This window comes from Chryseobacterium gambrini (assembly GCF_027920505.1).
Classification (GTDB): Bacteria; Bacteroidota; Bacteroidia; order Flavobacteriales; family Weeksellaceae; genus Chryseobacterium; species Chryseobacterium gambrini.
In genome coordinates this window covers 2421216-2446524 of record NZ_CP115857.1, presented here as the reverse complement: position 1 = coordinate 2446524, position 25309 = coordinate 2421216, and the positions used below count along the sequence as shown (strand labels likewise).

The following is a 25309-nucleotide window of genomic DNA, read 5'->3' as shown; positions in this document are numbered from 1 at the left end:
TAAAAAGTTAAAAGTAAAAAGATCCAAGTGTAAAAGTGAGGAATATAAAAATTACTTATTACCGATTACTTATTACTTATAAATATATATAAATACAAAACCCACTAGAAATTAGTAAAAGGGAAAGAGATTGAGAAATGAAGAAGGGGAAAAGTATATTACTTATTACTGATCACTCATTACTCATACAAAGTCTCGTAGCTCAGCTGGTTAGAGCGCTACACTGATAATGTAGAGGTCGGCAGTTCGAGCCTGCCCGAGACTACTAATTAAGGCGGCTGGCAAATCGCTTATGGCTTATGGCAAAAAATCCAGAAGCAATTAGCAAGAAGCCAACAGCACCTAGAGGGGGAATTAGCTCAGCTGGCTAGAGCGCCTGCCTTGCACGCAGGAGGTCAAGGGTTCGACTCCCTTATTCTCCACAGTTTTGGAAGTTTGATTTAAAAGTTACGATTGGAGCCAAAAACAACAATTGTTCATCAGACAGAAGAGAAGAAATTAAGATCATTGACATTAACGGTAAAGACATCACAAAGAGAAAACCGAGCACTTATAAGTGCTTGAGTAACCTAAAAATAGGAAAGAAATCGTTAAGGGCGTATGGCGGATGCCTAGGCTTTCAGAGGCGAAGAAGGACGTGGTAAGCTGCGAAAAGCTGCGGGGATTGGCACACACGAATTGATCCGCAGATGTCCGAATGGGGCAACCCGGCATGTTGAAGACATGTCACCCAGCAATGGGAGCAAACCAGGAGAACTGAAACATCTAAGTACCCTGAGGAAAAGAAATCGAAGAGATTCCGTAAGTAGTGGCGAGCGAAAGCGGATTAGCCCAAAAGTCTTTATATGTTTAAAAGAATGTTCTGGAAAGAACAGCCATAGAGGGTGATAGCCCCGTATTTGAAAGGCATACATAGATGATAAATGAGTAGGGCGGGACACGTGAAATCCTGTCTGAATATGGGGGGACCATCCTCCAAGGCTAAATACTCCTGAAAGACCGATAGTGAACAAGTACTGTGAAGGAAAGGTGAAAAGCACTTCGAATAGAAGGGTGAAATAGAACCTGAAACCGTACGCCTACAAGCGGTCGGAGCAGATTAATTCTGTGACGGCGTGCCTTTTGCATAATGAGCCTACGAGTTAATTTTACTAGCGAGGTTAAGGACTTCAGGTCCGGAGCCGGAGCGAAAGCGAGTCTGAATAGGGCGCATAGTTAGTAGGATTAGACGCGAAACCTTGTGATCTACCCATGGGCAGGTTGAAGCTTTGGTAACACAAAGTGGAGGACCGAACCTATTGACGTTGAAAAGTCTTCGGATGACCTGTGGGTAGGGGTGAAAGGCCAATCAAACTGGGAGATAGCTCGTACTCTCCGAAATGCATTTAGGTGCAGCGTCGTATATAAGTTTATTAGAGGTAGAGCTACTGATTGGATGCGGGGGTTTCACCGCCTACCAATTCCTGACAAACTCCGAATGCTAATAAATGTTCTACGGCAGTGAGGGCATGGGTGCTAAGGTCCATGTCCGAGAGGGAAAGAACCCAGACCAACAGCTAAGGTCCCCAAATTTCTGTTAAGTTGAAGCAACGCGGTTGGACTGCATTGACAGCTAGGATGTTGGCTTGGAAGCAGCCATTCATTTAAAGAGTGCGTAACAGCTCACTAGTCGAGCGGTCCGGCATGGATAATAATCGGGCATAAACAGAATACCGAAGCTATGGATTTATAATTAATTATATCTGGTAGGAGAGCATTCTATCGGCGCAGAAGCAGTATCGTGAGGTATTGTGGAGCTTATAGAAAAGAAAATGTAGGCATAAGTAACGATAAAGGGGGCGAGAAACCCCCTCACCGAAAGACTAAGGTTTCCTCAGCCATGCTAATCAGCTGAGGGTTAGTCGGGACCTAACGCGAACCCGAAAGGGGTAGTGGATGGACAATGGGTTAATATTCCCATACTTGCTCACACTAAAAAGGGGACGGTTCGACGTAGCTATTGAAGACGGACGGAAGTGTCAAGGCCTAGCCTTCGGGCGAAGCTGTTATAGTGAAATCGGATCCAAGAAAAGCCGAAGTGAAGCAACCCGTACCAAAACCGACACAGGTGGTCGAGGAGAGAATCCTAAGGTGCTCGAGTGAGTCGTGGCTAAGGAACTAGGCAAAATAGTCTCGTAACTTCGGAAGAAGAGACGCCAACAGCAATGTTGGCCGCAGTGAAGAGGCCCAGGCGACTGTTTATCAAAAACACAGGACTCTGCTAAATCGAAAGATGCTGTATAGGGTCTGACACCTGCCCGGTGCTGGAAGGTTAAGGAAGGGCGTTAGCGTAAGCGAAGCGTTTGACTGAAGCCCCAGTAAACGGCGGCCGTAACTATAACGGTCCTAAGGTAGCGAAATTCCTTGTCGGGTAAGTTCCGACCTGCACGAATGGTGTAACGATCTGGGCACTGTCTCAGCCACGAGCTCGGTGAAATTGTAGTATCGGTGAAGATGCCGATTACCCGCAATGGGACGAAAAGACCCTGTGAACCTTTACTATAACTTCGTATTGACTTTGAGTAAGTAATGTGTAGGATAGGTGGGAGGCTTTGAAGCAGGCACGCTAGTGTTTGTGGAGCCGTCGTTGAAATACCACCCTTTACTTACTTGGAGCCTAACTTCTTTCAGAAGGACATTGCGTGGTGGGTAGTTTGACTGGGGTGGTCGCCTCCAAAAGAGTAACGGAGGCTTTCAAAGGTACCCTCAGCACGCTTGGTAACCGTGCGTAGAGTGTAATGGCATAAGGGTGCTTGACTGTGAGACCAACAAGTCGATCAGGTGCGAAAGCAGGACATAGTGATCCGGTGGTTCCGTATGGAAGGGCCATCGCTCATAGGATAAAAGGTACTCCGGGGATAACAGGCTAGTCTCCCCCAAGAGCTCACATCGACGGGGAGGTTCGGCACCTCGATGTCGGCTCGTCACATCCTGGGGCTGGAGAAGGTCCCAAGGGTTGGGCTGTTCGCCCATTAAAGTGGCACGCGAGCTGGGTTCAGAACGTCGTGAGACAGTTCGGTCTCTATCTATTGCGGGCGTTAGATGTTTGAGAGGGCTTGATTCTAGTACGAGAGGACCGAATTGAACAAACCTCTGGTGTATCAGTTGTACCGCCAGGTGCACCGCTGAGTAGCTATGTTTGGAAGAGATAAGCACTGAAAGCATATAAGTGCGAAACTCGCCTCAAGATGAGACATCTTTTAAGGGTCGTGGGAGATGACCACGTTGATAGGCTACAGGTGTAAAGTTGGTAACAGCATAGCCGAGTAGTACTAATTACCCGTAGATTTATAGCCTATTCATAAGTAATGAGTAATAGGTAATGAGCAATCATGCTTATCATAACTTAGCTTAAGTATTTATAAGTGCAACACTGGTTTTGCCTTTGTGATGAAATTTACCGATAAAAAGCTAATGGCCAATGGCAATAAGCCAATAGCCAACAGCTATATACAACCTTTAGGGTGGTTTTAGCGGTGGGGCTCACCTGTTCCCATTCCGAACACAGAAGTTAAGCCCACCAGCGCCGATGGTACTGCGAAAGCGGGAGAGTAGGTCGCCGCCAGTTTTTATTTAAAAGTCTCATAGATTAAATTCTATGAGACTTTTTTTTTTTGCCCACAACACTCTCCCTCTCTCATCTTAATCTATTCCCTTATCAAAGGAAAGAAGCAAAGGAAAAGTAAAAAGAACCAGGAGAAAAGGAAATAGAACAGAGTAAAAAGTAAAAAGAGAAAAGTAACAAGTAAAGAAGCCGGAGAATGTAATCAATCATCATTCATCAATTATCAATTATCAATTATCTTCATTACCCATTACCCATTACCCATTACTCATCAATATTGTTTGCCATTCCTAGCCGCGATAGAAACGGTTACCCCGCAGCGGGATTGGGAAAAGTGAGGGCACTAACCCGGGAAGCAGGGCGCGAGGAGTAAGAGTGGATAGCGGGATAAAGCTCCTGAAAAGATGATCTGCGTTTAAGAGAACAAATTGTTATAAAGCACTTATTGTAAATATAATCTGGCTGTTATAGCTTGTGGCAGGAAGGGTAACCGATACTCCGGAAAGCTGTAATTGTACAGGGATGTTCGAATAGGATGCTAAAGCGAGTACTGCTGTAATTCTAAAAAATTCTATATCTGTAGTTGGTGGGATAACGGTATATGTTGTACCTCCTGAGATTGAACATCCAACGCATGTTGTGGTTCCGTCTCCGGTTCGTCTGGCGCTTAAAATAAGATTAGAATTCCAGGTAGGATTAGCAACATAATGCATACTTACTTTACCACTGGTTAGTAATAACGGAACGCTTGCTGCCAGAATAATTTGGTTGGTAGAGCTTTCGTAGGTTCCGGTGTAATTATTTCCTGCTTCGGTTATAGATGGAATTGTAACTGTCCAGTTTGTTCCGCCAACTGTTAATGTGCGTTGTGACTGTAACTGAGAAAATACAACCAGAATGGCAATAAATATATTTTTAGCAATAAATTTCTTTAGATCAATCATTTTTTCCTTTTATTCTGTTATGGTATAGGTAATGATAACCGGCGTGTTCGATCTTGCATTTAGACTGGAATAGTTGTTGGTTACAAGAGTTACTGTTAGCTGATGTCCATTATTGGATCCATTTCCTGTAAAAGCTCCTCCAATTCCGCTGATTACAGTCTGAGCTACCGTTGTAAGGGTAATCTGTGCAGACGGTACTCCTAATATTCCTCCTCCTGAACCTGATGCTGTTGCTGCCTGAATTTTAATATCGATTCCCGGAATGATCTGGTTAACGGATGCCGTGATTCTGCGTGATAATCCGGAAGGGGCAATGGCTGAAGTATAGTTAATCCATTTTGATGTATTTGCAATGGGCGCTGTTATGGCATTTCCGGCCTCTGTTGGGGCAGTATAATTTAAACTGATCGTTCCGGAAGGTTCAATATCCATAAGTGTTACGACAGGTAGGGCAACAGCAACATTTCGGCTTCCTGTCGTTTGAGAAAATAGTTGAAAGGATATCATCAGTAAGATTGAAAATATAGATTTTGAATAATTCATTTTTTTATTTCGTTGTAAGTTACTTTGATGGATTCCTGCTGATATTTGATTTCCGATTGCTGCTTTATGACGTTAATGATTACTTTTTTTATTTCTGAAGGATTTAACGTTAAATCAAAACTTTCTACGGGAATTTTATACTTTTTATCCAATCCGTTTCTGTAAACTTTTACTTTCCATTCTCCGGGTCGCAAATAGGTGAAATCAAAATTCTCTCCGATCATCACTATTTTGCGATAAATCTGATTTCCGTTTGAGGCTTCGATGATGATATTTTCTTTTTTCTTACGGTCTTTTTTGTTGGATAATCCGATAAAGTTGGATTGCATATTTTCCGAATATTCAATTTTTCCCTGAATTCCTGCGGCACCTGTTAATCCGAAATTGAAAACATTTTCCTTATTGGTTAACTGCAAAGAAGCAGGAAGATTAATGTCTGAAATATCATTAATATCCGTTGTAGAGCGATCGATTTCCAGAATATAATCTCCGGGAATCACATTTTTAAAAACAAAATTTCCATTTTTATCCGTTACAGATAAGTAATGCCCCAGTAACACTCTGATTCCTTGCACTTTTTTTACGCCTAAATTGGAAATTGTTCCGGAAAGAGAAGTATAATCCGCTGTTTTTTGTGTGGGTATATTCAGTCTGGCGGTATATCGAAGGGAGAAGATAAAATCTTTATTCCCCAATTCTCCGCGCTGTAATGTGTATCTTCCGGAAAGATCGAACTCATGTCCCCGGAAAATTTCCTGATGAAACAATACTTCAAATAAATTTCTGTCGGCAAAATATTCTTCAGGCATATAATTGTTCTGATAAAATAAACTAAAACTTGTCTTTTGTGAAATCCTGCTCAGAATTCTCGCTCCGTAATAAACCTGCTTCTGATTTTGCATCTGGTATCTTGAAGTAACGGCATAACTTCCATAGATATTGAATGAAGTTCTGAATTTTTCAAAGCCGATGTTTGCCGTATAAAAACTTGAATTGCCTGAAAAGTTCAACAGGTAATTTTTTGTTTTTCCGAATTGTCCTTCTGCATTGAATTGAAAAATGCCGAACTGCTGATCGATGCTGATCCTGAAAAACTTTTCTTTATAATCAAACTCCTTTGGAATAAGGCGGTCTTCGTATCGCTGAAATCCATTGAACACGGAGAAAGATCCTTTTTTTGCATATCTGTATAGAATTCCATACTGAAGGTATTTTCTGTAAGGTGCGGCAAGAAACAGGGTATCCCGCTGAAAGTTTTTTGCATCCTGAACAAAATTGGCGAGAAGATCTACTTTTTTTGAAATCCTGTACTGAAGAGTTCCGTTGAAAGTACTGGTATTGTTAAAATATCCTGCATATTGCGGACTTGTACGCATATACATGACATTTCCGCTGATTTTATTAAAATTCGCAACCGTCTGCATCATGAAAGCGTTTCCCTCTGTCTTTTGAGTTTTGCTGTAAGAGATCTCTCCGGAAACTTCAATATTTTTATTTAATTTAAATTTTCCTGTTACATAAGGAAGCTTTGCATCAGAATCCAGCCTGAAATTGGTGAAACTTAAAACGGTATTGTCTTTACGGGGAATTTTATATAAATATCCGGCTGTAATTTCAGACTCTTTTGCAATTTTAAATTTGGAATACACATTAAATTCATCCTGAATCTCTCTGAAAAATCTGGGGTGATTATAAAAACCTCCGAAACTTATTTTCTTGATGTCAATACGAACTTCTGCACCGCGGCCGTATCGGGCATATTCCGTTAAAAATGAAGAGGAATAATTTTTATCTCCGAGATGAATAAATACGTTTTCCCTCTTGTAATTCACAAAATATTCTTCATACTTCGTGAAAGAGTTAAATTCGACAGGATTTTTCGTTACCGCATGAAATTCGATGAGATTTTTAATTTCTTTATCCAGACTGCCTTTGCCGTAAATTTCTCCCTGAAATCCATTTTGGTAATCGCCTCGGTTTTCCATTCCTGTAAAAGCAAGAGAGGCAAAAACAGGAAGCCTGTGAAAGACATCTTCTTCTGATGGTTTTACTGAAATAATCTTCACACTTGCATAAGCAGATTGATTTTCTTTCGGATGTTCTTGCGAGTAAACGGAAAGTATGATGTTTTGAGATTCATTTTTACCTAAATCCGGACTGGTTGTTTTTGAAATAGTAATGATTTTTTGTTCGCCGGGAGATAACATCAATGAGATATTTTGATCAATCACTGCATTTTTACTTTCCAGAATCAGATTTTCTTTAAAGTTTCCGCTGTTTTTTAATAGAAAAGTGGAAATGATAGTTTCTCCCGCTCTTACAAATTCAGGAGCATTTAAAGCAGTGAGTAAAAGTTTTCGGTTTCCGGAAATAACAAATTCAAAATCATTTGAAAACTGATCGCCTGTTTTCTTTTCCGTTCCGTAAAGAGTAATTTTATATGTTCCCTGAGGAGTTTCGGATGCAATTTTTACCGGAACAAGGTAGACACTTTTTTCTCCTGATGAGATTTCGATTTCTCCTTTTGCTAAAATGGGAACGATGTTCTGGTTAGAAGTTTCAACAGAGAGCTTGTAAATTTTATTTTCAGAAAAATTATTTTCTATGGTAAATGGAATAGAAGTGGTGATTCCCGGCATCAGACTGTCTTTTTTTTCAGCAAAACTTTTTGTCTGAGAAAAAATTACTGCCGGAAATAAAATGAAAATATATGATGCACAGTTTTTAATCATTTTTTACTTCTAATTCCACATTGAGGGCAAAAGCATTTTCATCTTCATCGGTTGCGATGAGAACAGCCTTATAAAGGGAAGGAGGCGTTTTTTCCAGATCAATATGAAAGGATTTTGAGGTTTGTGGCAGCAATCCCATTGCCTGACTGGAAAAACTTCCTGTTTTCTGTCCGCTCTTTTTATCATACATTTCCATTACCAATGTCGGTTTGCAATACAGGTTTCCTTTATTGGCAATGGCAACTTTTAAAATCTGTTTTCCGTTTTCTTTTTCAATCTTTATTCCTTCGAATTTAAGATCTGGTTTTGCTTGCTCTGCATCAAGATCAGTAATCACCTGAATGGCATAACGGATGATCGAAGTTATGCTCACTCCCTGCTTATTCTCATCAGGGTTTATTTCTTCCACAGGTTCTACAATAATAACGCTCCAGTAACTTCCGGGTTCAGAAAGTTGATCAGGAACGGTAATTTCATAATAGATTTCTGTTTTTTCCTTGGATTTAAGCGTAACCAGATTGGTGTTCATTTTAATCCAGTCTGTATTGGTTTTAACGTTGGTATGAGGAGCAGAATACTGAATCGTTCCATCGGACTGATAACTGAAATCCTGAAGAAACAATTTTACACTTTGGGATCGGCTCCCTGTATTTTCAAGAGCAATTTTGCCTTTATAGATTTTTCCGTTTTCCACTTTATAGGTATGGGAAAGTCCGTTCAGTACTACAATTCCTGCTTTCAGAAATACAAACTGAAGCATCAAAAAAGAAAATAGCAAGATCTGCTTTATCATAATCTATGTAAAGTTTTAAGTTTGATAAAAGGCTATACAAGACCAAGAAGAAATTTTTGCAACTTCTTCCTGCCTGTATATCGGAAAATGTATTTCTTAATTGTCCGAGATCGTGTAAGTAACGGTTGCAACCGTAGTAGCCGCCGCTGTGAGATCTGCGTAGACAGCAACTCCGCCGGGACCACTTCCGGGAGCTAAAGCATAGGTAAGATTGTGTCCGTTATTCGCTCCGTTTCCGGTATATGCGCTTCCGATTCCAGAAATAATGGTTTGGTCTGCGGCGCTTAAGGTAAGCTGTGCAGAAGGAGTTCCTAAAGTTCCGCCTCCCGATCCTGTTGCCGCTGCAGCGGTTACGTTGATATCAACTCCCGGAATAACGGTATTTAGTTTTACGGAAACATTGCGGGTAGGATCTGCTACAGATTTTATAGAAGAATAATTAAGCCATAAAGTGGTATTGGCTGCGTTTGCGACAATCGGGTTTCCGGCTTCTGTAGGAGCGGTGAAGCCCAAAGTAATGTTTTTGCTGGCGGCAGGTTCAATATCTACCAAGGCTACTTCCGGAACGGAAATCGTAATGGTGTGATTGTCGGTATTGGTGTCTTGGGCGCTCAAATGCGCAGATGCAGCAAGGGCGACTAAAGACAAAGTTAAACTGAATTTAAATCTTTTCATGGTGATATATTTTGTTGAGTGAAGTTAATAAATTAAAATGTAATATGAAAAGTTTTTAATAATAAATTTTTATCATTATTAATTCGTTATCAATAATTTATAATTTAAATGTTTTATTTAGTTTAATTATTTTGAGTGTGAAATTTTATGATTTGCCTCAGTATAAAAGAAAAAGTCATAACTGATTTTGCATGAGGCTTCATCCATTTTATTTAAAATGAACTGAAAATACTCTGTTGAAAAGTTAAGGTTAGAACCTGCTTAAAATTCCCCAATGGATTTTAATATCGTTGAATTTAAAAGGATTTCCAAACTCGTTACCGTTGGAAAGCTGGAAACTCATCAATCCGATCGGGATAAAGAAATTGAAACCGAGCCCGACACTGTAGAGTTTGGGTTTTACATTCAGAGATTTGTTGTTGAGCTGTCCGTATTGCCCGAAAACATCAAAAAATGCCTGACTTCCGATGAGATAACGGTACTCTAAACTTCCGTAATAATAAAAATCGGCGGCGAGAGAGTTTTCATTGAAACCCCGCATGGAATTCCAGCCCCCGAAACGGTACAATTCATTGGCAGAAAAGTCTATTTTAGAATCCATCATCGCTCCCTCCGCTTTGATGTTGAGGAAATGATTTCCGTTGATATGATAATTGTGCTCTCCAAAGAAGTAAAACTGATTCTGCGGAGATTTTATATTGTCTTTGGTATAAGTGGTCGTTAAATAATCGTATCCCGCATTAATTTTTGTTTTATAAAGGAAAAGATCAATATCGGTCGGTTCTACCATTTCAAACCAGATTCCGATTCCTTTTTTGTTGTAATCTTTACCCTGAACATACAACGTATCGATGATGCTGGAGCTTTCGAAAGTTCCTCTCAGTCCCAGTTTGTTTCGGGAGTTCAGATGGTAATAAAATGCGGGAAGAGCCTTCACATTGGCAAAAGTAGAATCCTGACGGAAAATATTCACCTTCATATTAAGACCTACATTGGATTTAAAAAGGTAAGGAATATCGGTCTGAAGATCAAAAGTCTGTCCTTTATCCGGATTTCTCTGCCAGTAAAGATTGATGAGCTCAAAACTGTTGAAAATATTTCTGAAATTTACATTCAAAGTTCCGTTCAGGGTAAATTTATCCGTTTTATCGTTTCCGAAACCAATGACCCCGTCAAAACTGTTGGTTTTTTTCTTTTCCATGAAAAGATAAATGCTCGTGGAATCTTTGGTGAATAACGTTTGCGGAGGACGCTCCAAAGCAACAAACTGATGGCTCTGGAAAGACTTATTAATGGCAATCAGGTTTTTATCATCATAGGTTTTTCCCTTAAATTCCTTTTCAAGATTTTTAATGAATCTTTTCGGAACACTGGTGTAGCCTTTTACCACGAAGTTATCGATGGTTCTTTTATCGTTCTTGTTGATGTCGAGTTCTACAATAGGATAACCGTTTTTCTGTCCTTTGTATTTCGATTTTATTCTGCTGAATGCAAAGCCTTCATCAATGTACTTTTTGTTGATGCTTCTTTTTGTTGAATCTAAATTTTTAGTGAAAAATTCTTTCTGAATCTTCGTTTTATTTGAAATTGAATCTGAAAGATTGACGTAAGTCTGGTTGAAATTCTTCCCTTTATCATAAAATATTTCTGTGCTGTCACCTTTTTTTCTGACTTCTTTCAGTTGGGTGAAAAAGTAATTGGTCTGAGCCAGAGAATCCAGAAACTTCACTGCTGAAGCAGAATCTTTTACCTTTTTCTTCACCTTGGTTTCAGAATCGATCAGGAAATAATGCTTCTTCTGCGCCTGTACAAAAACGCAAAACAGCATAAAAAATATTTTTAGAATTAATTTCAATGTTACATTTTTAAACCATTAAGATTTTATTTAAGAAGTTAAGAATAGTAAGCTAAACTTAAATTTTACACATTTAGGATAACAGAATAAGTTTTCTTAGGAATGATCTTAACTTTTAATGATTGTCCGTAATTTGTTATCATTGAAAAACCTTTGAATTCTTTGCTGAGTGAAACGCCTTTGCGAACTTAAAACAGTTGGTATATAAAAAGAATCTTAGCGATCTTTGCGTTAAAATTAAGCATTATGATCAATGACGGATAATCAAACAACTTTTTAAATATTCATTAGATTAATTTTTTTTAAAATAACTGAAACTAAGCCAGTTTATTGTATTTCTTCATCAGATTTTCATAAGTTCCCTGCGGAAGAATCCATTTCAGCGGAACTCCGATTTTCTGTCCGAATTTACCAAAATAATAATGTGCTTTCCATTTATTTTTGCTTAAAAGCTGATCTACATATGCTGCAACTTCCAGAGGTTCTGTTCCGTCGCCCACGTGAGAATTCATTAAAGCATATACTTTATCGAAAACACTTTTGTAAGGTTCTGAAACCTTTGTTCTCACCCTGTTTTCTGCGATATTTGTTTTAATATCACCCAAATGAAGCGAACAAACGTGAATGTTCCAGGGATAAACTTCATATCTCATCGCTTCGGTTACTTTATCCAAAGCCGATTTTGAAGCCGAATAAAATCCTCGGAAAGGCAGTCCCATTTCACTTCCGATACTGGAAACATTAATGATTTGTCCGAATTTATTTTCGCGCATTTTCGGCATTACGGCAGTCATCATTTGTACAGCTCCGACCAAATTCAGGTTAAACAGTTTCAAAATATCTTCTTTTGAAGAATCTTCCACAGCTCCTACCATTCCCATTCCGGCATTGTTGATCAGAACGTCGATTCTGTTTTCTGTTTTTAAAACTTCAGCAATCGCATTTTGAACGGCTTCATTATCTGTAACGTCCGTCGGAATCGATTTGAAATACTGACTTTCGGTGTGTTTTCTGCTTAAGCCATAAACTTTATGACCTTTCTTCCCGAAATATTCTGCTAACACGAAACCAATTCCTGAGGAAGTTCCGGTGATGATGATGGTTTTATGTTGTGACATCTGATTGTATGTAAATTTAAACTCTGTTGTCATTCTGAATGAAACTCAGTGGAATGAAGAATCTGTTTTTAGATTTCTCCTTCGTCGAAATGACAACTATAAATTGATATTATGTGTAAATATTATTCTTTAGTTAATAAATTTTCCAAATCCTCCCAAAACATCGGATACGATTTCTCCACTACATTTTCCTCTTCAATAGTCAGTTCCTTTATTAAACAAAATGGTGCAAAACTCATCGCCATTCTGTGATCCTGATACGTTGCAATGGAAATATTTTCCTGAGGTTCGTTGAAACTAGTGGATTTAATCGTAAGATCTGTAAATTCTGTTTCCGTACCCAGCTTTTTTAGTTCATTATGTAAAGCTAAAAGACGATCGGTTTCTTTTACACGCAAAGTTTCCAATCCTGAAATTTCAAAAGGGATTTTCAAGGCTGCTGCGGTTACGCAAAGTGTTTGGGCGATGTCCGGACAATTATTCATATCCAGAACGATCTTTTCGGGAAATTCAAATCCTTCCATCGGCTCAAGCTTTAGTTTATGTTCCTGTTCCGTGAAAGTCGTTTTAATTCCGAAAAATTCTTCATAAATTTTTACAATTGCCGAATCTCCCTGTGTAGATTCCTGATAAAAACTTTTCAGGCGAATGGTTTTTCTTCCCAACGCAGCAAAAGAGTAGAAGTAAGATGCCGAACTCCAGTCACTTTCCACTTCATAATTGATAATTGACGATTGACTATTCACATCAAATTTTTCAACTTTTATGGTATTTTCGATGAAGCTGCTTTTAATTCCGAATCGGGTTAAAATATTGAGCGTCATTTCAATATAAGACCGTGAAGTCACTTTGCCGACTAAATTTATTTCGAGTCCGTTTTCCAGTTTTCCGGCAATCAGAAGAAGAGAGGTGATAAACTGGCTGGAAATATCCGCCGGAACATCTACTGTGGTCTCCGTAATTTTTCTCCCGTGAATTTTAAGAGGCGGAAATCCCTCATTTTCCAGATATTCGATTTCGACACCCAGATTTTGCAGAGCGGTAACCAGATTTTTAATTGGTCTTTCTTTCATTCTCTTGGAACCTGTAAGAATTGTTGTCTTTCCATCCTGAATAGAATAATAGGACGTAAGAAAACGCATCGCCGTTCCCGCGTGATGAATATCCACGATCTCCGAATCTTCGGATAGGGCTTTTTTCAGGAGCTGTGTGTCCTGAGAATTCGATAAATTCCCGATTTCTATATTTTTAAACAGACTTTCTAAAATCAACAAACGATTCGAAATACTTTTCGAACCGCTGATCTGTATGGTTTTGTTTTCCTGTAATTTTGATTTTTCTAGCTTCTTCATTGTTCGTCTAAGTTGGAAGCTCGAAGCTGGAAGATGGAGGTGAAAAGTTTAGTTTAAAAACTTTCGGCTTCCAACTTCCGGCATCCAGCTATTTTAATTTTTCATTATTCTGATGGCGGTCTTTATCGCGATCCGTCTTGATCTTCATTTTTCTGTCAAAAGCTTCCTGCAGATTAACTCCGGTCTGATTGGCCAAACATAACGTTACAAACAGAACATCTGCCAATTCCTCGCCTAAATCTTTACTTTTGTCGCTTTCCTTCTCGCTTTGTTCTCCATATCTTCTGGCGATGATTCTCGCCACTTCGCCTACTTCTTCCGTCAACATTGCCATATTGGTCAGTTCATTGAAATAACGAACGCCAATGGTCTTAATCCATTCGTCAACTTGCTGCTGCAGATGTGTAATTTCCATTTATGGTTTGTTATTGATCTTTTCCTCTGATACAATTATTTTCGCTTCCAGTGTTTTTATTTCTTCTTCATGATAGGCGGAATTGCCGATGTTCTCGGTAAAGTCTGCAAATCTTTTCAGAAGTTTTCTTACCGTGACATACACAATAATCAAAACAGCAAAAGCCCCGATGTTTACCATATCAAAATCCATTTTTTAAAAATATTGATAAGCTCCCACTGTAGGATTTGAAGTTCTCGATACATTTGCGATATCCGTTGGAACGGTTGCCGCAACAGTTGTACTTCCTTTTCCTATTGCCGGAGAATTCTGTTTTACTCTCAGATTCATCTGGGCTGCAAAATAATTAACAAACAGCGGATCCAAATTTTTAAGAGACTGAATAACTCCCGGACTTGTATTGAAATCAAAACCGGCTTCCGAAGTTCCGGAATATTTAATGAGACAGTTCTGAATGGTAAAATTAAATAAGTTTGGCGGAGTCTGCTCAAAATTAACAGAATTGTCACGGTCGGAATACACGATGCTGTTTCTTAAATTAAAGATCAGTGCTCCGTATTCTTTTACTCCGGATGCATTCGTCCATTCGTTGGCGGCTAAAATTCCGTTTCGGTTATAAGAATGCAGAAGATCCGAATAATTGGCAATCGTACAGTGGGTAAAATTATGCGTTCCTCCTTTGAAAATTCCTACCGCAGATTCTCCGCAATTATTCATCACAAGATTTTTTGCAGTAATGGTAGATGCAACGGCATAAATCCCATATTCCTGAAAGGTGTGGATAAAAGAATTGCTGATATTGGCATTGGTCTGTTTCATGTCAAGACCTTTTGTTCCTCCGAATAATCTTGCATAATTCATATTAAGGGTAGAACCGGCTTCCATTTTAATAGAATTCCAGTTTTTAGGAATCGTATCGTATGCAGGATCATTTCTGTCTCCGCGAAGCGTAACATTGTTGGCTAAAGTACCGTTGATGTTCAGTGTGGCTCCAGAAAGCACTTTCATTCCGCTGTTTTTGTGGAAATACACTTTTGTACCCTGCTGAATATTAAGGATAACATTCTGGTCAATCGTTAAATCTCCATAGATAATTTTAGCCTTATTGTTATTCCATGTTGCATCTGAAGTAATGATATTCGGATTTGTAGGTGTTTTTATAAAAAATTCCGCATCCTGAACCACGGAGAACAATACAACCTGTTGTTGTCCGATTGGGCTCTGGAATAATATTTTATCTTCGGCAATCGCTTCAGGACCGGTTGCTTCCGGTGCAATTTCAACGAAAATATACAGGCTGTCTTTTTTTCTTAACGGTACATCTTTAAAATCATATCCCGGTTTGCCATCCACATTGATCTTATACAAAGAGGTTGCACCTTTTTGCAGGTGAATTCGAGGGATCAGAATGTCTTTGTCTTCATTATTATATACTTTTACCGCATACGTTTCTGAACGAACCTGATGATAAACCGTATCGCAGAAAACCGTGTCTTTGGAAAAGCTTAATTCCTGCGAAGGAGCATCGAAACTGATGTCGTCCTTATTACAAGATACAGCCATAACAAGCATCCAGAAAGAAAAAGCCAGTAATAATTTGAATTTCATCGAAATTAAAGTTTAAATAGATTTCAAATTTAACGAAAATACTTTGAATTTCTTATGAAGAAAAAAATATTGATCGTCTATTTGTAATTTTAAAAAATTATTGTATTTTTGCACCCTAAAATTAGCAGAGAAATATCCATTACTATTTCGAAAGCAAACTTTAATTTTTTAAAAATTGTATTATGAAAAACGGAATCCACCCAGAAAATTATAGACTTGTTGTTTTCAAAGATATGAGTAACGACGAGGTGTTTCTTTGCAAGTCTACTGCAGAAACAAAAGATACTATCGAGTACGAAGGACAAGAATACCCATTGATTAAAATGGAAATCTCTTCAACTTCTCACCCTTTCTACACTGGTAAAGTGAAGTTAGTTGACACTGCAGGTAGAGTTGATAAGTTCATGAACAAATACAAAAAATTCGCTAAGTAATTTTTTGTGATCATAATATTTAAAAGTCTTTCGGTTTCCGGAGGACTTTTTTGTTGTATTTTTGTTTAGACGTTAAACTTTGAATCTTAAACTAAAAACTGAACGATGCAATTAGTATTTTCAGATGCACAATACTGGGAAGATTTTCTTCCGCTTACTTTTACGCGTCCCGTTGCAGAAATGCGATGCGGAATCCTCACTTTCTCCGAAAGATGGCAGAAAATTTTAGAAAACACCGAGATTTCTTTCTTCACGGAAATGTATCTGCAGGGAAAATTTCCTGAGCCTGCAAAAAAAGAGAGTCTTTTTCTGGTGACGAATTTTTTACCGACAGAAAATGTTATTCAGCAGATCAAAGACCTGAAACAGGGAGAAGCATTGGTGTATGAAGATGAATTAGTCGCTGCAAAAATCAATATGGATGGTTTTTCTCTGCATCAGATCGAGAAAATGACGGACATTAAAGAAGAGCTTATTTTCTTTAAAAAACCGACGGATCTTTTTACCTATAATAAAGAAGCTATTGATTTCGATTTTGCATTGCTTACAAAAAACAGGGTTTCTCAGGAACTTTCCTCGACCAATGGATTTTTGGGAAATAAAGAAGATCTATTTATAGAAGAAGGAGCACAAATTGAATTTTCGACCATCAATACAAAAACAGGCAAAATCTATATCGGGAAAAATGCTGAGGTAATGGAAGGTTGTAATCTTCGTGGTCCGATTGCGCTTTGCGAAGAGTCTAAATTTAATTTAGGCGCGAAGATTTACGGGGCAACAACAATTGGTCCTCATTGCAAAGTGGGCGGAGAAGTGAATAATATCATCATTTTTGGCTATTCTAATAAAGGTCATGACGGTTTTGTAGGAAATTCGGTGATCGGAGAATGGTGTAATCTGGGAGCAGATACCAATTCTTCCAATCTTAAAAATAATTACGCTCCTGTAAAATTGTGGAACTACAGAACCAAATCTTTTGAAGATACAGGATTGCAGTTTGCCGGTTTAATTATGGGCGACCATTCTAAAACAGCCATCAACACGCAATTAAATACAGGAACAGTTGTAGGTGTTGCTTCCAATATTTTCAAAGAAGGTTTTCCGCCGAATCTGGTGGAAAGTTTTTCGTGGGGCGGTTTTAAAGGAGATGAGAAATTTAAATTAGACAAAGCCTACGAAGTTGCAGAACGGGCAATGGCAAGAAGGAAAGTGCCTTTAACGGATGAAGATAAGGCTATTTTTAAACATATTTTTGATGCGTATTAATGCGATCAATAAAGGAAACTTCAAATTATTTTGAAGTTTTTTTATTTTTAATGTAATAAAATGTAAAATCCGGTTGTCTTACTTATAGAAACAAAACTTATGACCCAAGAAACTTTCAGAAGTACGGTATTCATTCTCAAAGATGAGATGTATCGCTTTGCGAAAAGGTTTGTCATGAGCAGTGATGAAGCAGAAGACGTGGTGCAGGATCTTATGATTAAATTCTGGCAGAAGAAAGAAGAACTGGAGCAGTTTGGGAATTTAAAATCCTATGCTCTGAAGTCGGTCCGGAACGAGTGCCTGAACAGACTGAAGCATCACGATGTAAAGCTGGGATTTGCAGATATGCAGCTTCACCGTTCTGAACTTTACAGTATGGAAGTCAATAATTTAAAGGAACACATCATTGGTTTCATTAATCAGCTTCCGGAAAAACAAAAAATGGTAATCCATTTGAAGGATGTAGAAGAATATGAAGTCTCGGAAATCGGCGAAATGCTGGAAATGGAGGAAAACGCAGTAAGAGTGAATCTGATGCGGGCAAGACAAAAGGTAAAAGAACAAATTTCACAATTGATGAGTTATGAGCAACGACAAATTTCAAGATAAATACGACGAAATCTTCCAGAATTTAAAGGAAGAAAAAATGAACTGGGATTTTAATGATTTTCTGAAAAAAACGGAAGAAAAAAATGATGAGGTTCAGGAAAATATAACACCGATCGTCCCTATCGATACGAAAACAAAACCATCGTTCCCGAAATGGTTCTGGATGGCTGCAAGCGTAGTTTTGCTGTTGAGTGTTGGTCTGATTTTTAATTATACTCACAATTCAAATGTGGAAAATCAGGCTCAGCTGGTTGAAAACCAGATAAAGAAGCAAAAAGATAATTTCATCGAAGAAAACAGTGAACATACGGAACAGGTAGCGGTAAACCTGCCGAATGATTCAGTTTCCGGAGCGAAAAAAGATTCGGTTTTTCATGAAACTCCGGTTGCCGAGAAAGATTATCTGGATGAAATTTTACCGAAAAGAGGAAGGCTGAAGAAAGAAAGAAAGCCGAAGTATGTATATAACTCCTCTAAAGCTTCAGATTCTACAGGATATAAAGATTCTTATGTTATCGTCAACGGAAAAAGAATCGAAAATGTAGAAGAAGCGATTAATGTGACTAAGTATTCATTTCAAATATTTGCAAATAACGTTAGTGAAAAATTAGCAAAACCAACCGTCGTGGATGACGATTATTAATTAACCTTAAAAGATTATGCACCTGATCAGGCACTAATAGTCCAAAATAAAAAATTGACTCATGAAAAAAGTATTCATAATATTCGCACTCGCTTTTTCCCATTTCTTTAATATTTACGCGCAGGAAAAAGATAAGTTAGATCAGCTTTTTGATAAATATCAGGAAGTGGAAGGAGTAACATCCATTAAAATTGCCAAACCGATGTTCGGAATGCTGAGCAATCTGGATTTGGGAGATGCTGAACTGGATCAGATAAAACCGTTATTATCCAAAATTAACGGACTGAAAGTTTTCATTGCCGAAAAACCACAGGACGGAAGTTCTGCGAAAGGACAGAAACTGTCGCAAATCAACAAAGACATTTCTTCTTATTTAAGCAATCTTAAGTACAGTGAAATCATGACAATGAACAGTAACGGAGCTAAAATAAAATTTCTTTCAGCAGAAGAGAAAAACGGAATTTTGGATGATCTGTTATTGAGCATCGATAGCGGAGGAGAGGAAAATATCCTTGTAAAACTGGACGGAAAACTTTCGATGAATGATATCAATAAAATCATCAATTCTACAGAAACAAAAACAAATCCGGTTACCAATACCAGAAATAACCTCACTTCGGAAAATACCTCTTCTTATCTGAATGGCGAATCCAGAAATGTAGGCGAATTCTCAGGAATTCAGGTGAGTACAGGTGTTAATCTGGTGTTCAAGCAGGAAAGTCCTACCAATGTAAAGGTAATTGCCGATGCCGATAAGCTTCAGTACATTGTTACAAAAGTTGACAACGGGGTTCTGAAAGTGTATGTTGATAACAAAGGACAGAAAAATTTAAAATTTAAAAACATCAGTGTCAACGTTTCTTCGCCAAGAATGGATAACATTAAAGCGTCTTCGGGAGCAACTTTCACCACGATTAATTCTGTAAAAGAAAATAACCTTACCATTGATGCATCTTCAGGTTCTGTAGTGAAAGGGAAATTCAATATTTCGAATAATGCTTTATTGGAAGCGTCTTCAGGAACAAGCGTGAAAGTTGAGGTAAATTCCAAAAGCTTAGTATTTAAAGGATCAAGCGGTTCAGATGCAAGTATTCAAGGTGAGGCAGAAACAGCAGCTTTTGATGTAAGCAGCGGTGCGGTTTGTAAAGGCGAAGCATTTCAGGCAAATCAGGTGGAAGCGGAATCTACTTCAGGATCTAACCTTTCTGTAAATGCGGTAGATAAATTAAAAGCGAAGGCTTCATCAGGCGGAACCATCCGATACAGAGGAAATCCGGAAATTACTTCAGACATCAGCAAAATGTCAGGCGGAAGTTTAAAACCCATCAACTAAAGATTTAATTTAAATCCAAATTGCCATGAAAATATTAAAACATCTTTTTCTTATCGCCTGTGCGATGTTCATGTTACAATCCTGTATAGTTTCTTCGGGAGCCGGTAAAATGGCTTACTTTTCAGATTCCGGGAACGATTTTAAAGGGGCAAAATTTACCACCATCAATGTTCCGATGTTTTTAGCAAAGCCTGTTATTAAAAAAGCATTAAGAGAAGACGGTGAAGATAATGAAGAGGTGATCCGGCTGATCCGGAAAGTTTCAAAAATTAAAGTTTTAACTGTAGAAAACGGAGATAAATCGATGCTGAATGATTTTGCGAAGTATTTAAATAACAATAATTATGAAGAATGGGCAACCATAAAACATGACGGAGAAAATGTAAATATCCGGGTGAAACAGAAAGATGATGTTATTAAAAATATGCTGATTACGGTAAATTCAGATAAAGAGTTGGTTTTTGTGGATGTTCGAGGAAATTTTACAGCCAATGATATTTCAAAAATGATTTCATCAGCATCCGATAAATAGCGCTTCATATTCAAATCATATCACTAAATTGTTTTTTTATACAAACTACCGTTCCGCAAAAAGGAGCGGTTTTTTGATTTAAGTTATTGATTATTAAGTTTTATTTAAACTATGAAAATCGATTTTCGTATTTCGGTAAAATACCTTAATTTTGCAAGAAAGTAAAGATGTCTATTCATAACAAAATTGTAGAGACAGCCATCACTTTCGATGACGTGCTTCTAGTCCCTTCTTATTCAGAAGTTTTACCTAATCAGGTTTCTTTAAAATCAAGACTTACCGACAAAATTACGCTTAATGTTCCGATTGTTTCCGCTGCAATGGATACCGTTACAGAAGCTGAACTGGCAATTGCACTGGCAAGAGTCGGCGGTTTAGGATTTATTCATAAAAACATGACGATCGCTGAACAGGCTGCACAGGTTAATCGTGTAAAGCGTTCGGAAAACGGAATGATTTCAGATCCTGTTACGCTTTCAAAAGATCATACTTTGGCTCAGGCTAAAGAAACAATGGCGAAATATAAAATTTCAGGACTTCCTGTAGTAGATGCCGAAAATACTTTAATCGGGATCATTACCAACAGAGATGTAAAATATCAGGAAAATCTTGAAATGAAGGTGGAAGAGATCATGACGAAAGAAAAGCTGATTACTTCTGATAAAAATACCAATCTGGAGAAAGCGAAAGAGATCCTTCTTAAAAACAGAGTGGAAAAGCTTCCGATCGTAGATGCTGAAAATAAACTGGTAGGATTAATTACCATAAAAGATATCGACAATCAGTTAGAATATCCAAACGCGAACAAAGATCAGAGCGGAAGATTAATCGTTGGAGCGGGAGTTGGAGTAGGAGAAGATACACTGGAAAGAATCGAGGCGCTTGTAAAAGCAGGCGTTGATATCATTGGAATCGATTCTGCTCACGGACATTCCATCGGAGTCTTAAATAAAATTAAAGAAATCCGACAGGCTTATCCTGATCTGGATATCGTTGGAGGAAATATCGTAACGGCTGAAGCGGCTAAAGATCTGATCGAAGCCGGAGCAAATGTTCTGAAAGTAGGAGTAGGTCCCGGTTCAATCTGTACAACGAGAGTGGTTGCAGGAGTTGGAGTTCCTCAGTTATCCGCAATTTACAATGTTTACGAATATGCTAAAACAAAGAACGTAGCTGTAATTGCAGACGGTGGAATCAAGCTTTCCGGAGATATCGTAAAAGCGATTGCCAGTGGAGCAGGAGCCGTAATGTTAGGTTCGCTTTTGGCAGGAACTGATGAAGCTCCGGGTGAAGAAATCATTTTTCAGGGTAGAAAATTCAAGACTTATCAGGGAATGGGAAGTCTTTCTGCGATGAAGAGAGGAGGAAAAGAGAGATATTTCCAGAGTGAGGCTAAGAAATTCGTTCCGGAAGGAATCGAAGGAAGAGTTCCAAGCAAAGGATCTCTGGAAGAAGTAATTTTCCAGTTAACAGGAGGTCTGAGAGCAGGAATGGGATATTGCGGTGCTAAAGATATTGAAGCGTTACAAAACGATACCAAGATGGTAATGATCACAGGAAGCGGATTGAAAGAATCTCACCCGCACGATGTCATCATCACGCAGGAAGCTCCGAATTACTCTTTATAATAATAAATTAAATATATTTTAAAAGCTATCTCAGCACTGTTGAGGTAGCTTTTTTATTTGGTTTTTGTCCTGATTATAATTTTGTAGATATCTGTAATTTGTCATAATTTAGAAAATCCTCTAATTCATTACCGGGTAGAATATCCTTGTGAATTTAATAAACAGTTGATAATTAAAGAACTTGTGATTCTTGGGTTTAAAATTAAGAATTGTGATGAATAACAGATAATCGGATAATTTTTATTGAAAATAAAAAGCCACTGCAACAGCAATGGCTTCTAATCTTATTAAAACGGAGAAACGATACAAGATCCTGGCGGAAGATCCTGAATTCTTCTGCATCCTCCAGGTCCGCAACAAAAAATAGATGAATCTCCGCATCCGAAGTTTTCCTGGTTTGCATCACACATTTTGAATCCTCCTTTAATGCTTTTTAAGCTTTGTCTTGAAATTTTTTTAAGATTTTTCATAATAGATTAATTTTGATTTGTATCATATCAAATATATAAAAAATATTTTCTCATTTTTAAAAAATCTTAAAGTTGTGAATTATTTAATTTTCAATAAAAAACCTCCGCTTTTGGCGAAGGCTCATCACATATAATAAAATTTTTATTTCTTCACAAACTTAAATTCGTGAGTCTGGAAATTTTTAGTATTAATTTTCAACAGATAGATTCCTGCGCTTAGTTCAGAAACGTTTACTTTTTCATTAAATTCTTCAGATTTTACAATTTGTCCAGTCATATTGTAGATCTGTACAGATTTTCCGTCTTTTATCCCTGAAATTTTAATGATCTCAGCAACCGGATTGGGGAAGATCTGAATTTTAGAATCATTGTTTCTGACATCTGAAGCTGCAAGAGATGTACTGTGCAAATCTCCCGTCATGGTCGCATTGGAAGTCGTAAGATTTCCTCCGCAACCTCCGGCTTGTGAAGTAAATGATGTATTCTCAACCCAGGTTCCAAAAGTAATTGATGGTGGATTTTGTACGAAATTATTGTTACCCGTAGAATTATAGTAGATTAAGTTTGGGCTTGAAAAAGTTCCGTATCCTTCATCAGCAAGGAATTCCCATCTGCTTAATGTATTATTCCACTGAATTTTAAATTCGCAGGTTCCTAAGCCGCCACAAGGTTGTCCGTCTAAAGGTGTTGTAATATATATCCCTTTATTAAAGGCGTCTACTCCCGTTTTTGTAAAAACAAAATTCTGATTATCAAATATATTATGACAACCGTTAAAGGTGATCGTCTGTGCAAAGGCAGAACTGCCTAAAGCCAGACATAACAGGTAAAGTTTTTTCATAATATTTTAAAATTGTGTCGGGAAAATACCTTGTAAGGAAATAATACATTTCAAAGTTACGAAAGGAGGTCTGTTTTCGTGTGGCTGTCCTCCTCCTGTCTGGTTTACCATAGTCGATTTCATGGTTGTATTTGCAGCAGCATCAGAATATTCTTTATCTAATCCTTTTGTATCTGCAGGAAGATTACCCGTAGGCGAATTTTGATTTCCTTCAGCGGTTACAGCATTTACTGTATGCGAGTGAGGCGGCATTTGTGTTACCTGAAGTGTTACAGATTCTGTTCCCCCGATTTGTCCCATCGTGTAGTTGGTAGGTCCTCCCGGAGCTTGTCCTTCGTGTACCAGAACTCTTCCCCTCATATCTGGTAAAGCGAATGTTGTAGTTCCGTTACCACCATAAGTGGTTCCTAACAGTGCAAAAAGAGCCTGATTTTGCGCAATTGGTAAAAGTTGTCCGTTACAGGCAGCCCAGTTTTTTGGAACGAAATTGTAAGGTACGAATGCGATTTGTCCTAGGAAAGGCTCTGAAGCTTGTGCTTTTAAAACAGAAGTAGATGCAATGCTCAATAGCAGAGTACATCCGAATACAAGTTTTTTCATGACGAATAAATTAGTTTTAATTAGGTGTTGTAAAGTTAACTATTATTCTGTATATTTTAATTATAAATAACAAAACCTTTCAGACTTGGCTGAAAGGTTGAAATATTTTAATTGATATTTAATTATTTATTTAAATTATTTTTAAAATCATCGATCCTGAAATCTGTCAGGGCATTGCCTTTTTCCACTTTTTCTTTTGAATATAATCTGAAATCATTTTCTGTTTTTTCTAAAAGATAATCGTAAGGTCCGACGTGGGAAATTAGTTTTACCAAAACCGGAGAAATTTCAAGACAGATAAAAAGTCCCATAATAAAAGCGGCAGCTAAACCGATAATGGCTGAATTTTTTCCCAGTTCATCCAAAGCCTGTAATCTTGCTGCAAAACCATTGAATTTATCTTCAAAAGTCTCGGTAGATTTTCTCTCCGTTTCTAAATTGGTATATACTTTAGAAATTTCTTTATCTAAATATTCCAGTCTGGGAGAAACCTGTTTCTGGTAATTTTCCAGATCGAGTCTTCTCTGCTCCTTCAGTTCCTGCTTTCGTTTTGCATTGGGACCAAAACCTTCTTTCCCGCTTGTTAATCCGGATTGCTTTCCTAAAATTTCTTTTTCAAGCTCTACAGAAGCGGAATCATAAGATTTTTGATAGTTGGCGATTTTATCGGAGATTTGTTTCTTTTCAGTCTCAAAAGGTCCGCTTTGCTGAAGAATTCTTCCGTTCATCTCGCCTTGAAGCTGTTTTTTATTTCTCTGAATGATTGTATTCAGTTGTTTGTTTACTTCCTTTTCAAAAATTTTAAGCTCAAGAGGTTTCGAAATAATAATTCCTAAAAAAGTCGCCAGAATTAATCTGGGAATTGCCATTAGAATCTGATTCCACCATGTTCCTGTCTTTTTGATGGAAGAAACGATGTATCGGTCCAGATTAAAAATCATTAAACCCCATAAAACACCGAAGCCAATTGCTGTCCAGATATCATCGAAAACCGTATACATCGCGTAACCTGCGGAAAGTGTTGCAAATACAGCGGTAAAAAGTACAATTCCTCCGATTCCCGCGAATTTATTCCATTCGCTCGGAGTTTTTCTCAAAATATGAATGTTTCCTCCGGAACAGACCATCAGAAACTTTTGGAACCAGTTTATTTTATGATTCACCTGATTTATAGTTTGTTGGTTGTTTTTCATGATAGAAAAATTTATACAAATGTACTACTAAAAATCATACCAATGTAAAAGATAGTATTATGTTTTACCAAGTATATAGGTTTGTTTTATTATTTTACTGTAAATCAATCAATTAAATTTA

General features: G+C 37.9%; 22 protein-coding genes, 2 tRNA genes and 2 rRNA genes. 11 read left to right on the top strand and 15 right to left on the bottom strand.

The features are described 5' to 3' along the window. Window positions 1–191: 191 nt before the first annotated feature. The 4 genes from PFY09_RS11020 to rrf all read left to right on the top strand — a co-directional run bounded on the left by PFY09_RS11020 (window position 192) and on the right by rrf (window position 3607). Window positions 192–265: transfer RNA gene (locus PFY09_RS11020), tRNA-Ile, on the top strand. Window positions 266–348: 83 nt separating this feature from the next. Next, a tRNA-Ala gene (locus tag PFY09_RS11015) sits at window positions 349–422 on the top strand. A 158-nt stretch (window positions 423–580) separates the two neighbouring features. Further along, window positions 581–3335: ribosomal RNA gene (locus tag PFY09_RS11010) — 23S ribosomal RNA — on the top strand. Window positions 3336–3499: 164 nt separating this feature from the next. Then, window positions 3500–3607, top strand: a 5S ribosomal RNA gene (gene rrf, locus PFY09_RS11005). A gap of 428 nt (window positions 3608–4035) precedes the next feature. Here rrf and PFY09_RS11000 read toward each other — a convergent pair. From PFY09_RS11000 to PFY09_RS10950, 11 genes are all read right to left on the bottom strand, one after another. Continuing rightward, window positions 4036–4548 carry a hypothetical protein gene (locus PFY09_RS11000; RefSeq protein ID WP_271159728.1) on the bottom strand — a complete coding sequence of 171 codons (513 nt, stop codon included), beginning with the start codon at window positions 4546–4548 and terminating at the stop codon, window positions 4036–4038. Window positions 4549–4557: 9 nt separating this feature from the next. After that, the gene (locus PFY09_RS10995) at window positions 4558–5091 is read right to left on the bottom strand and encodes a hypothetical protein (protein ID WP_271159727.1); all 534 of its coding nucleotides are present in this window, start codon (window positions 5089–5091) and stop codon (window positions 4558–4560) included. Beyond that, window positions 5088–7823 carry a COG1470 family protein gene (locus tag PFY09_RS10990; protein ID WP_271159726.1) on the bottom strand — a complete coding sequence of 912 codons (2736 nt, stop codon included), beginning with the start codon at window positions 7821–7823 and terminating at the stop codon, window positions 5088–5090. The genes PFY09_RS10995 and PFY09_RS10990 overlap by 4 nt, the downstream gene beginning before the upstream one ends. Next, entirely contained in the window at window positions 7816–8616 is an 801-nt protein-coding gene (locus tag PFY09_RS10985; protein WP_271159725.1) for a WxL protein host-binding domain-containing protein, read from the bottom strand. The genes PFY09_RS10990 and PFY09_RS10985 overlap by 8 nt, the downstream gene beginning before the upstream one ends. Before the next feature lie 96 nt (window positions 8617–8712). Further along, the gene (locus PFY09_RS10980) at window positions 8713–9291 is read right to left on the bottom strand and encodes a hypothetical protein (RefSeq protein WP_271159724.1); all 579 of its coding nucleotides are present in this window, start codon (window positions 9289–9291) and stop codon (window positions 8713–8715) included. A gap of 250 nt (window positions 9292–9541) precedes the next feature. Further along, window positions 9542–11119 (bottom strand): BamA/TamA family outer membrane protein, encoded by a 1578-nt coding sequence (locus PFY09_RS10975; protein WP_271159723.1) that lies wholly within the window; start codon window positions 11117–11119, stop codon window positions 9542–9544. Window positions 11120–11463: 344 nt separating this feature from the next. Then, window positions 11464–12264 (bottom strand): SDR family oxidoreductase, encoded by an 801-nt coding sequence (locus tag PFY09_RS10970; protein ID WP_271159722.1) that lies wholly within the window; start codon window positions 12262–12264, stop codon window positions 11464–11466. Between the two features lie 122 nt (window positions 12265–12386). Continuing rightward, window positions 12387–13616 carry a 3-phosphoshikimate 1-carboxyvinyltransferase gene (locus PFY09_RS10965; RefSeq protein ID WP_271159721.1) on the bottom strand — a complete coding sequence of 410 codons (1230 nt, stop codon included), beginning with the start codon at window positions 13614–13616 and terminating at the stop codon, window positions 12387–12389. A gap of 88 nt (window positions 13617–13704) precedes the next feature. After that, window positions 13705–14031: a nucleotide pyrophosphohydrolase gene (locus tag PFY09_RS10960; protein ID WP_076396420.1), complete on the bottom strand. Its 327-nt coding sequence runs from the start codon at window positions 14029–14031 to the stop codon at window positions 13705–13707. Continuing rightward, complete coding sequence (locus PFY09_RS10955) at window positions 14032–14223, bottom strand: hypothetical protein (RefSeq protein ID WP_271159720.1); 192 nt, start codon at window positions 14221–14223, stop codon at window positions 14032–14034. 3 nt (window positions 14224–14226) lie between these two features. Then, on the bottom strand, window positions 14227–15639 hold the full coding sequence (locus PFY09_RS10950; RefSeq protein WP_271159719.1) for a hypothetical protein: 1413 nt from the start codon (window positions 15637–15639) through the stop codon (window positions 14227–14229). Between the two features lie 182 nt (window positions 15640–15821). Here PFY09_RS10950 and PFY09_RS10945 point away from each other — a divergent pair, with 182 nt between their 5' ends. From PFY09_RS10945 to guaB, 7 genes are all read left to right on the top strand, one after another. Further along, complete coding sequence (locus PFY09_RS10945; protein WP_002976190.1) at window positions 15822–16073, top strand: type B 50S ribosomal protein L31; 252 nt, start codon at window positions 15822–15824, stop codon at window positions 16071–16073. A 105-nt stretch (window positions 16074–16178) separates the two neighbouring features. Next, window positions 16179–17339: a GlmU family protein gene (locus PFY09_RS10940; protein ID WP_268055346.1), complete on the top strand. Its 1161-nt coding sequence runs from the start codon at window positions 16179–16181 to the stop codon at window positions 17337–17339. Window positions 17340–17438: 99 nt separating this feature from the next. Beyond that, window positions 17439–17948: an RNA polymerase sigma factor gene (locus PFY09_RS10935; RefSeq protein WP_076396412.1), complete on the top strand. Its 510-nt coding sequence runs from the start codon at window positions 17439–17441 to the stop codon at window positions 17946–17948. Then, window positions 17923–18591: a hypothetical protein gene (locus PFY09_RS10930; RefSeq protein ID WP_271159718.1), complete on the top strand. Its 669-nt coding sequence runs from the start codon at window positions 17923–17925 to the stop codon at window positions 18589–18591. Before PFY09_RS10935 ends, PFY09_RS10930 begins: the two co-directional genes overlap by 26 nt. Before the next feature lie 61 nt (window positions 18592–18652). After that, window positions 18653–19924, top strand: a complete 1272-nt coding sequence (locus PFY09_RS10925; RefSeq protein WP_271159717.1) for a DUF4252 domain-containing protein — start codon at window positions 18653–18655, stop codon at window positions 19922–19924. A 25-nt stretch (window positions 19925–19949) separates the two neighbouring features. Continuing rightward, on the top strand, window positions 19950–20456 hold the full coding sequence (locus PFY09_RS10920) for a DUF4252 domain-containing protein (RefSeq protein ID WP_076396408.1): 507 nt from the start codon (window positions 19950–19952) through the stop codon (window positions 20454–20456). Between the two features lie 167 nt (window positions 20457–20623). Then, window positions 20624–22084 carry an IMP dehydrogenase gene (guaB, locus tag PFY09_RS10915; protein ID WP_076396406.1) on the top strand — a complete coding sequence of 487 codons (1461 nt, stop codon included), beginning with the start codon at window positions 20624–20626 and terminating at the stop codon, window positions 22082–22084. A 287-nt stretch (window positions 22085–22371) separates the two neighbouring features. Here guaB and PFY09_RS10910 read toward each other — a convergent pair whose 3' ends face one another. From PFY09_RS10910 to PFY09_RS10895, 4 genes are all read right to left on the bottom strand, one after another. Continuing rightward, window positions 22372–22554: a bacteriocin-like protein gene (locus PFY09_RS10910; protein ID WP_087707109.1), complete on the bottom strand. Its 183-nt coding sequence runs from the start codon at window positions 22552–22554 to the stop codon at window positions 22372–22374. Window positions 22555–22696: 142 nt separating this feature from the next. After that, window positions 22697–23395 carry a T9SS type A sorting domain-containing protein gene (locus PFY09_RS10905; protein WP_256040744.1) on the bottom strand — a complete coding sequence of 233 codons (699 nt, stop codon included), beginning with the start codon at window positions 23393–23395 and terminating at the stop codon, window positions 22697–22699. 6 nt (window positions 23396–23401) lie between these two features. Continuing rightward, window positions 23402–23995 carry a phage tail protein gene (locus PFY09_RS10900; RefSeq protein WP_076396402.1) on the bottom strand — a complete coding sequence of 198 codons (594 nt, stop codon included), beginning with the start codon at window positions 23993–23995 and terminating at the stop codon, window positions 23402–23404. Between the two features lie 122 nt (window positions 23996–24117). Continuing rightward, on the bottom strand, window positions 24118–25188 hold the full coding sequence (locus tag PFY09_RS10895; protein ID WP_271159716.1) for a DUF4407 domain-containing protein: 1071 nt from the start codon (window positions 25186–25188) through the stop codon (window positions 24118–24120). Window positions 25189–25309: the final 121 nt, after the last annotated feature.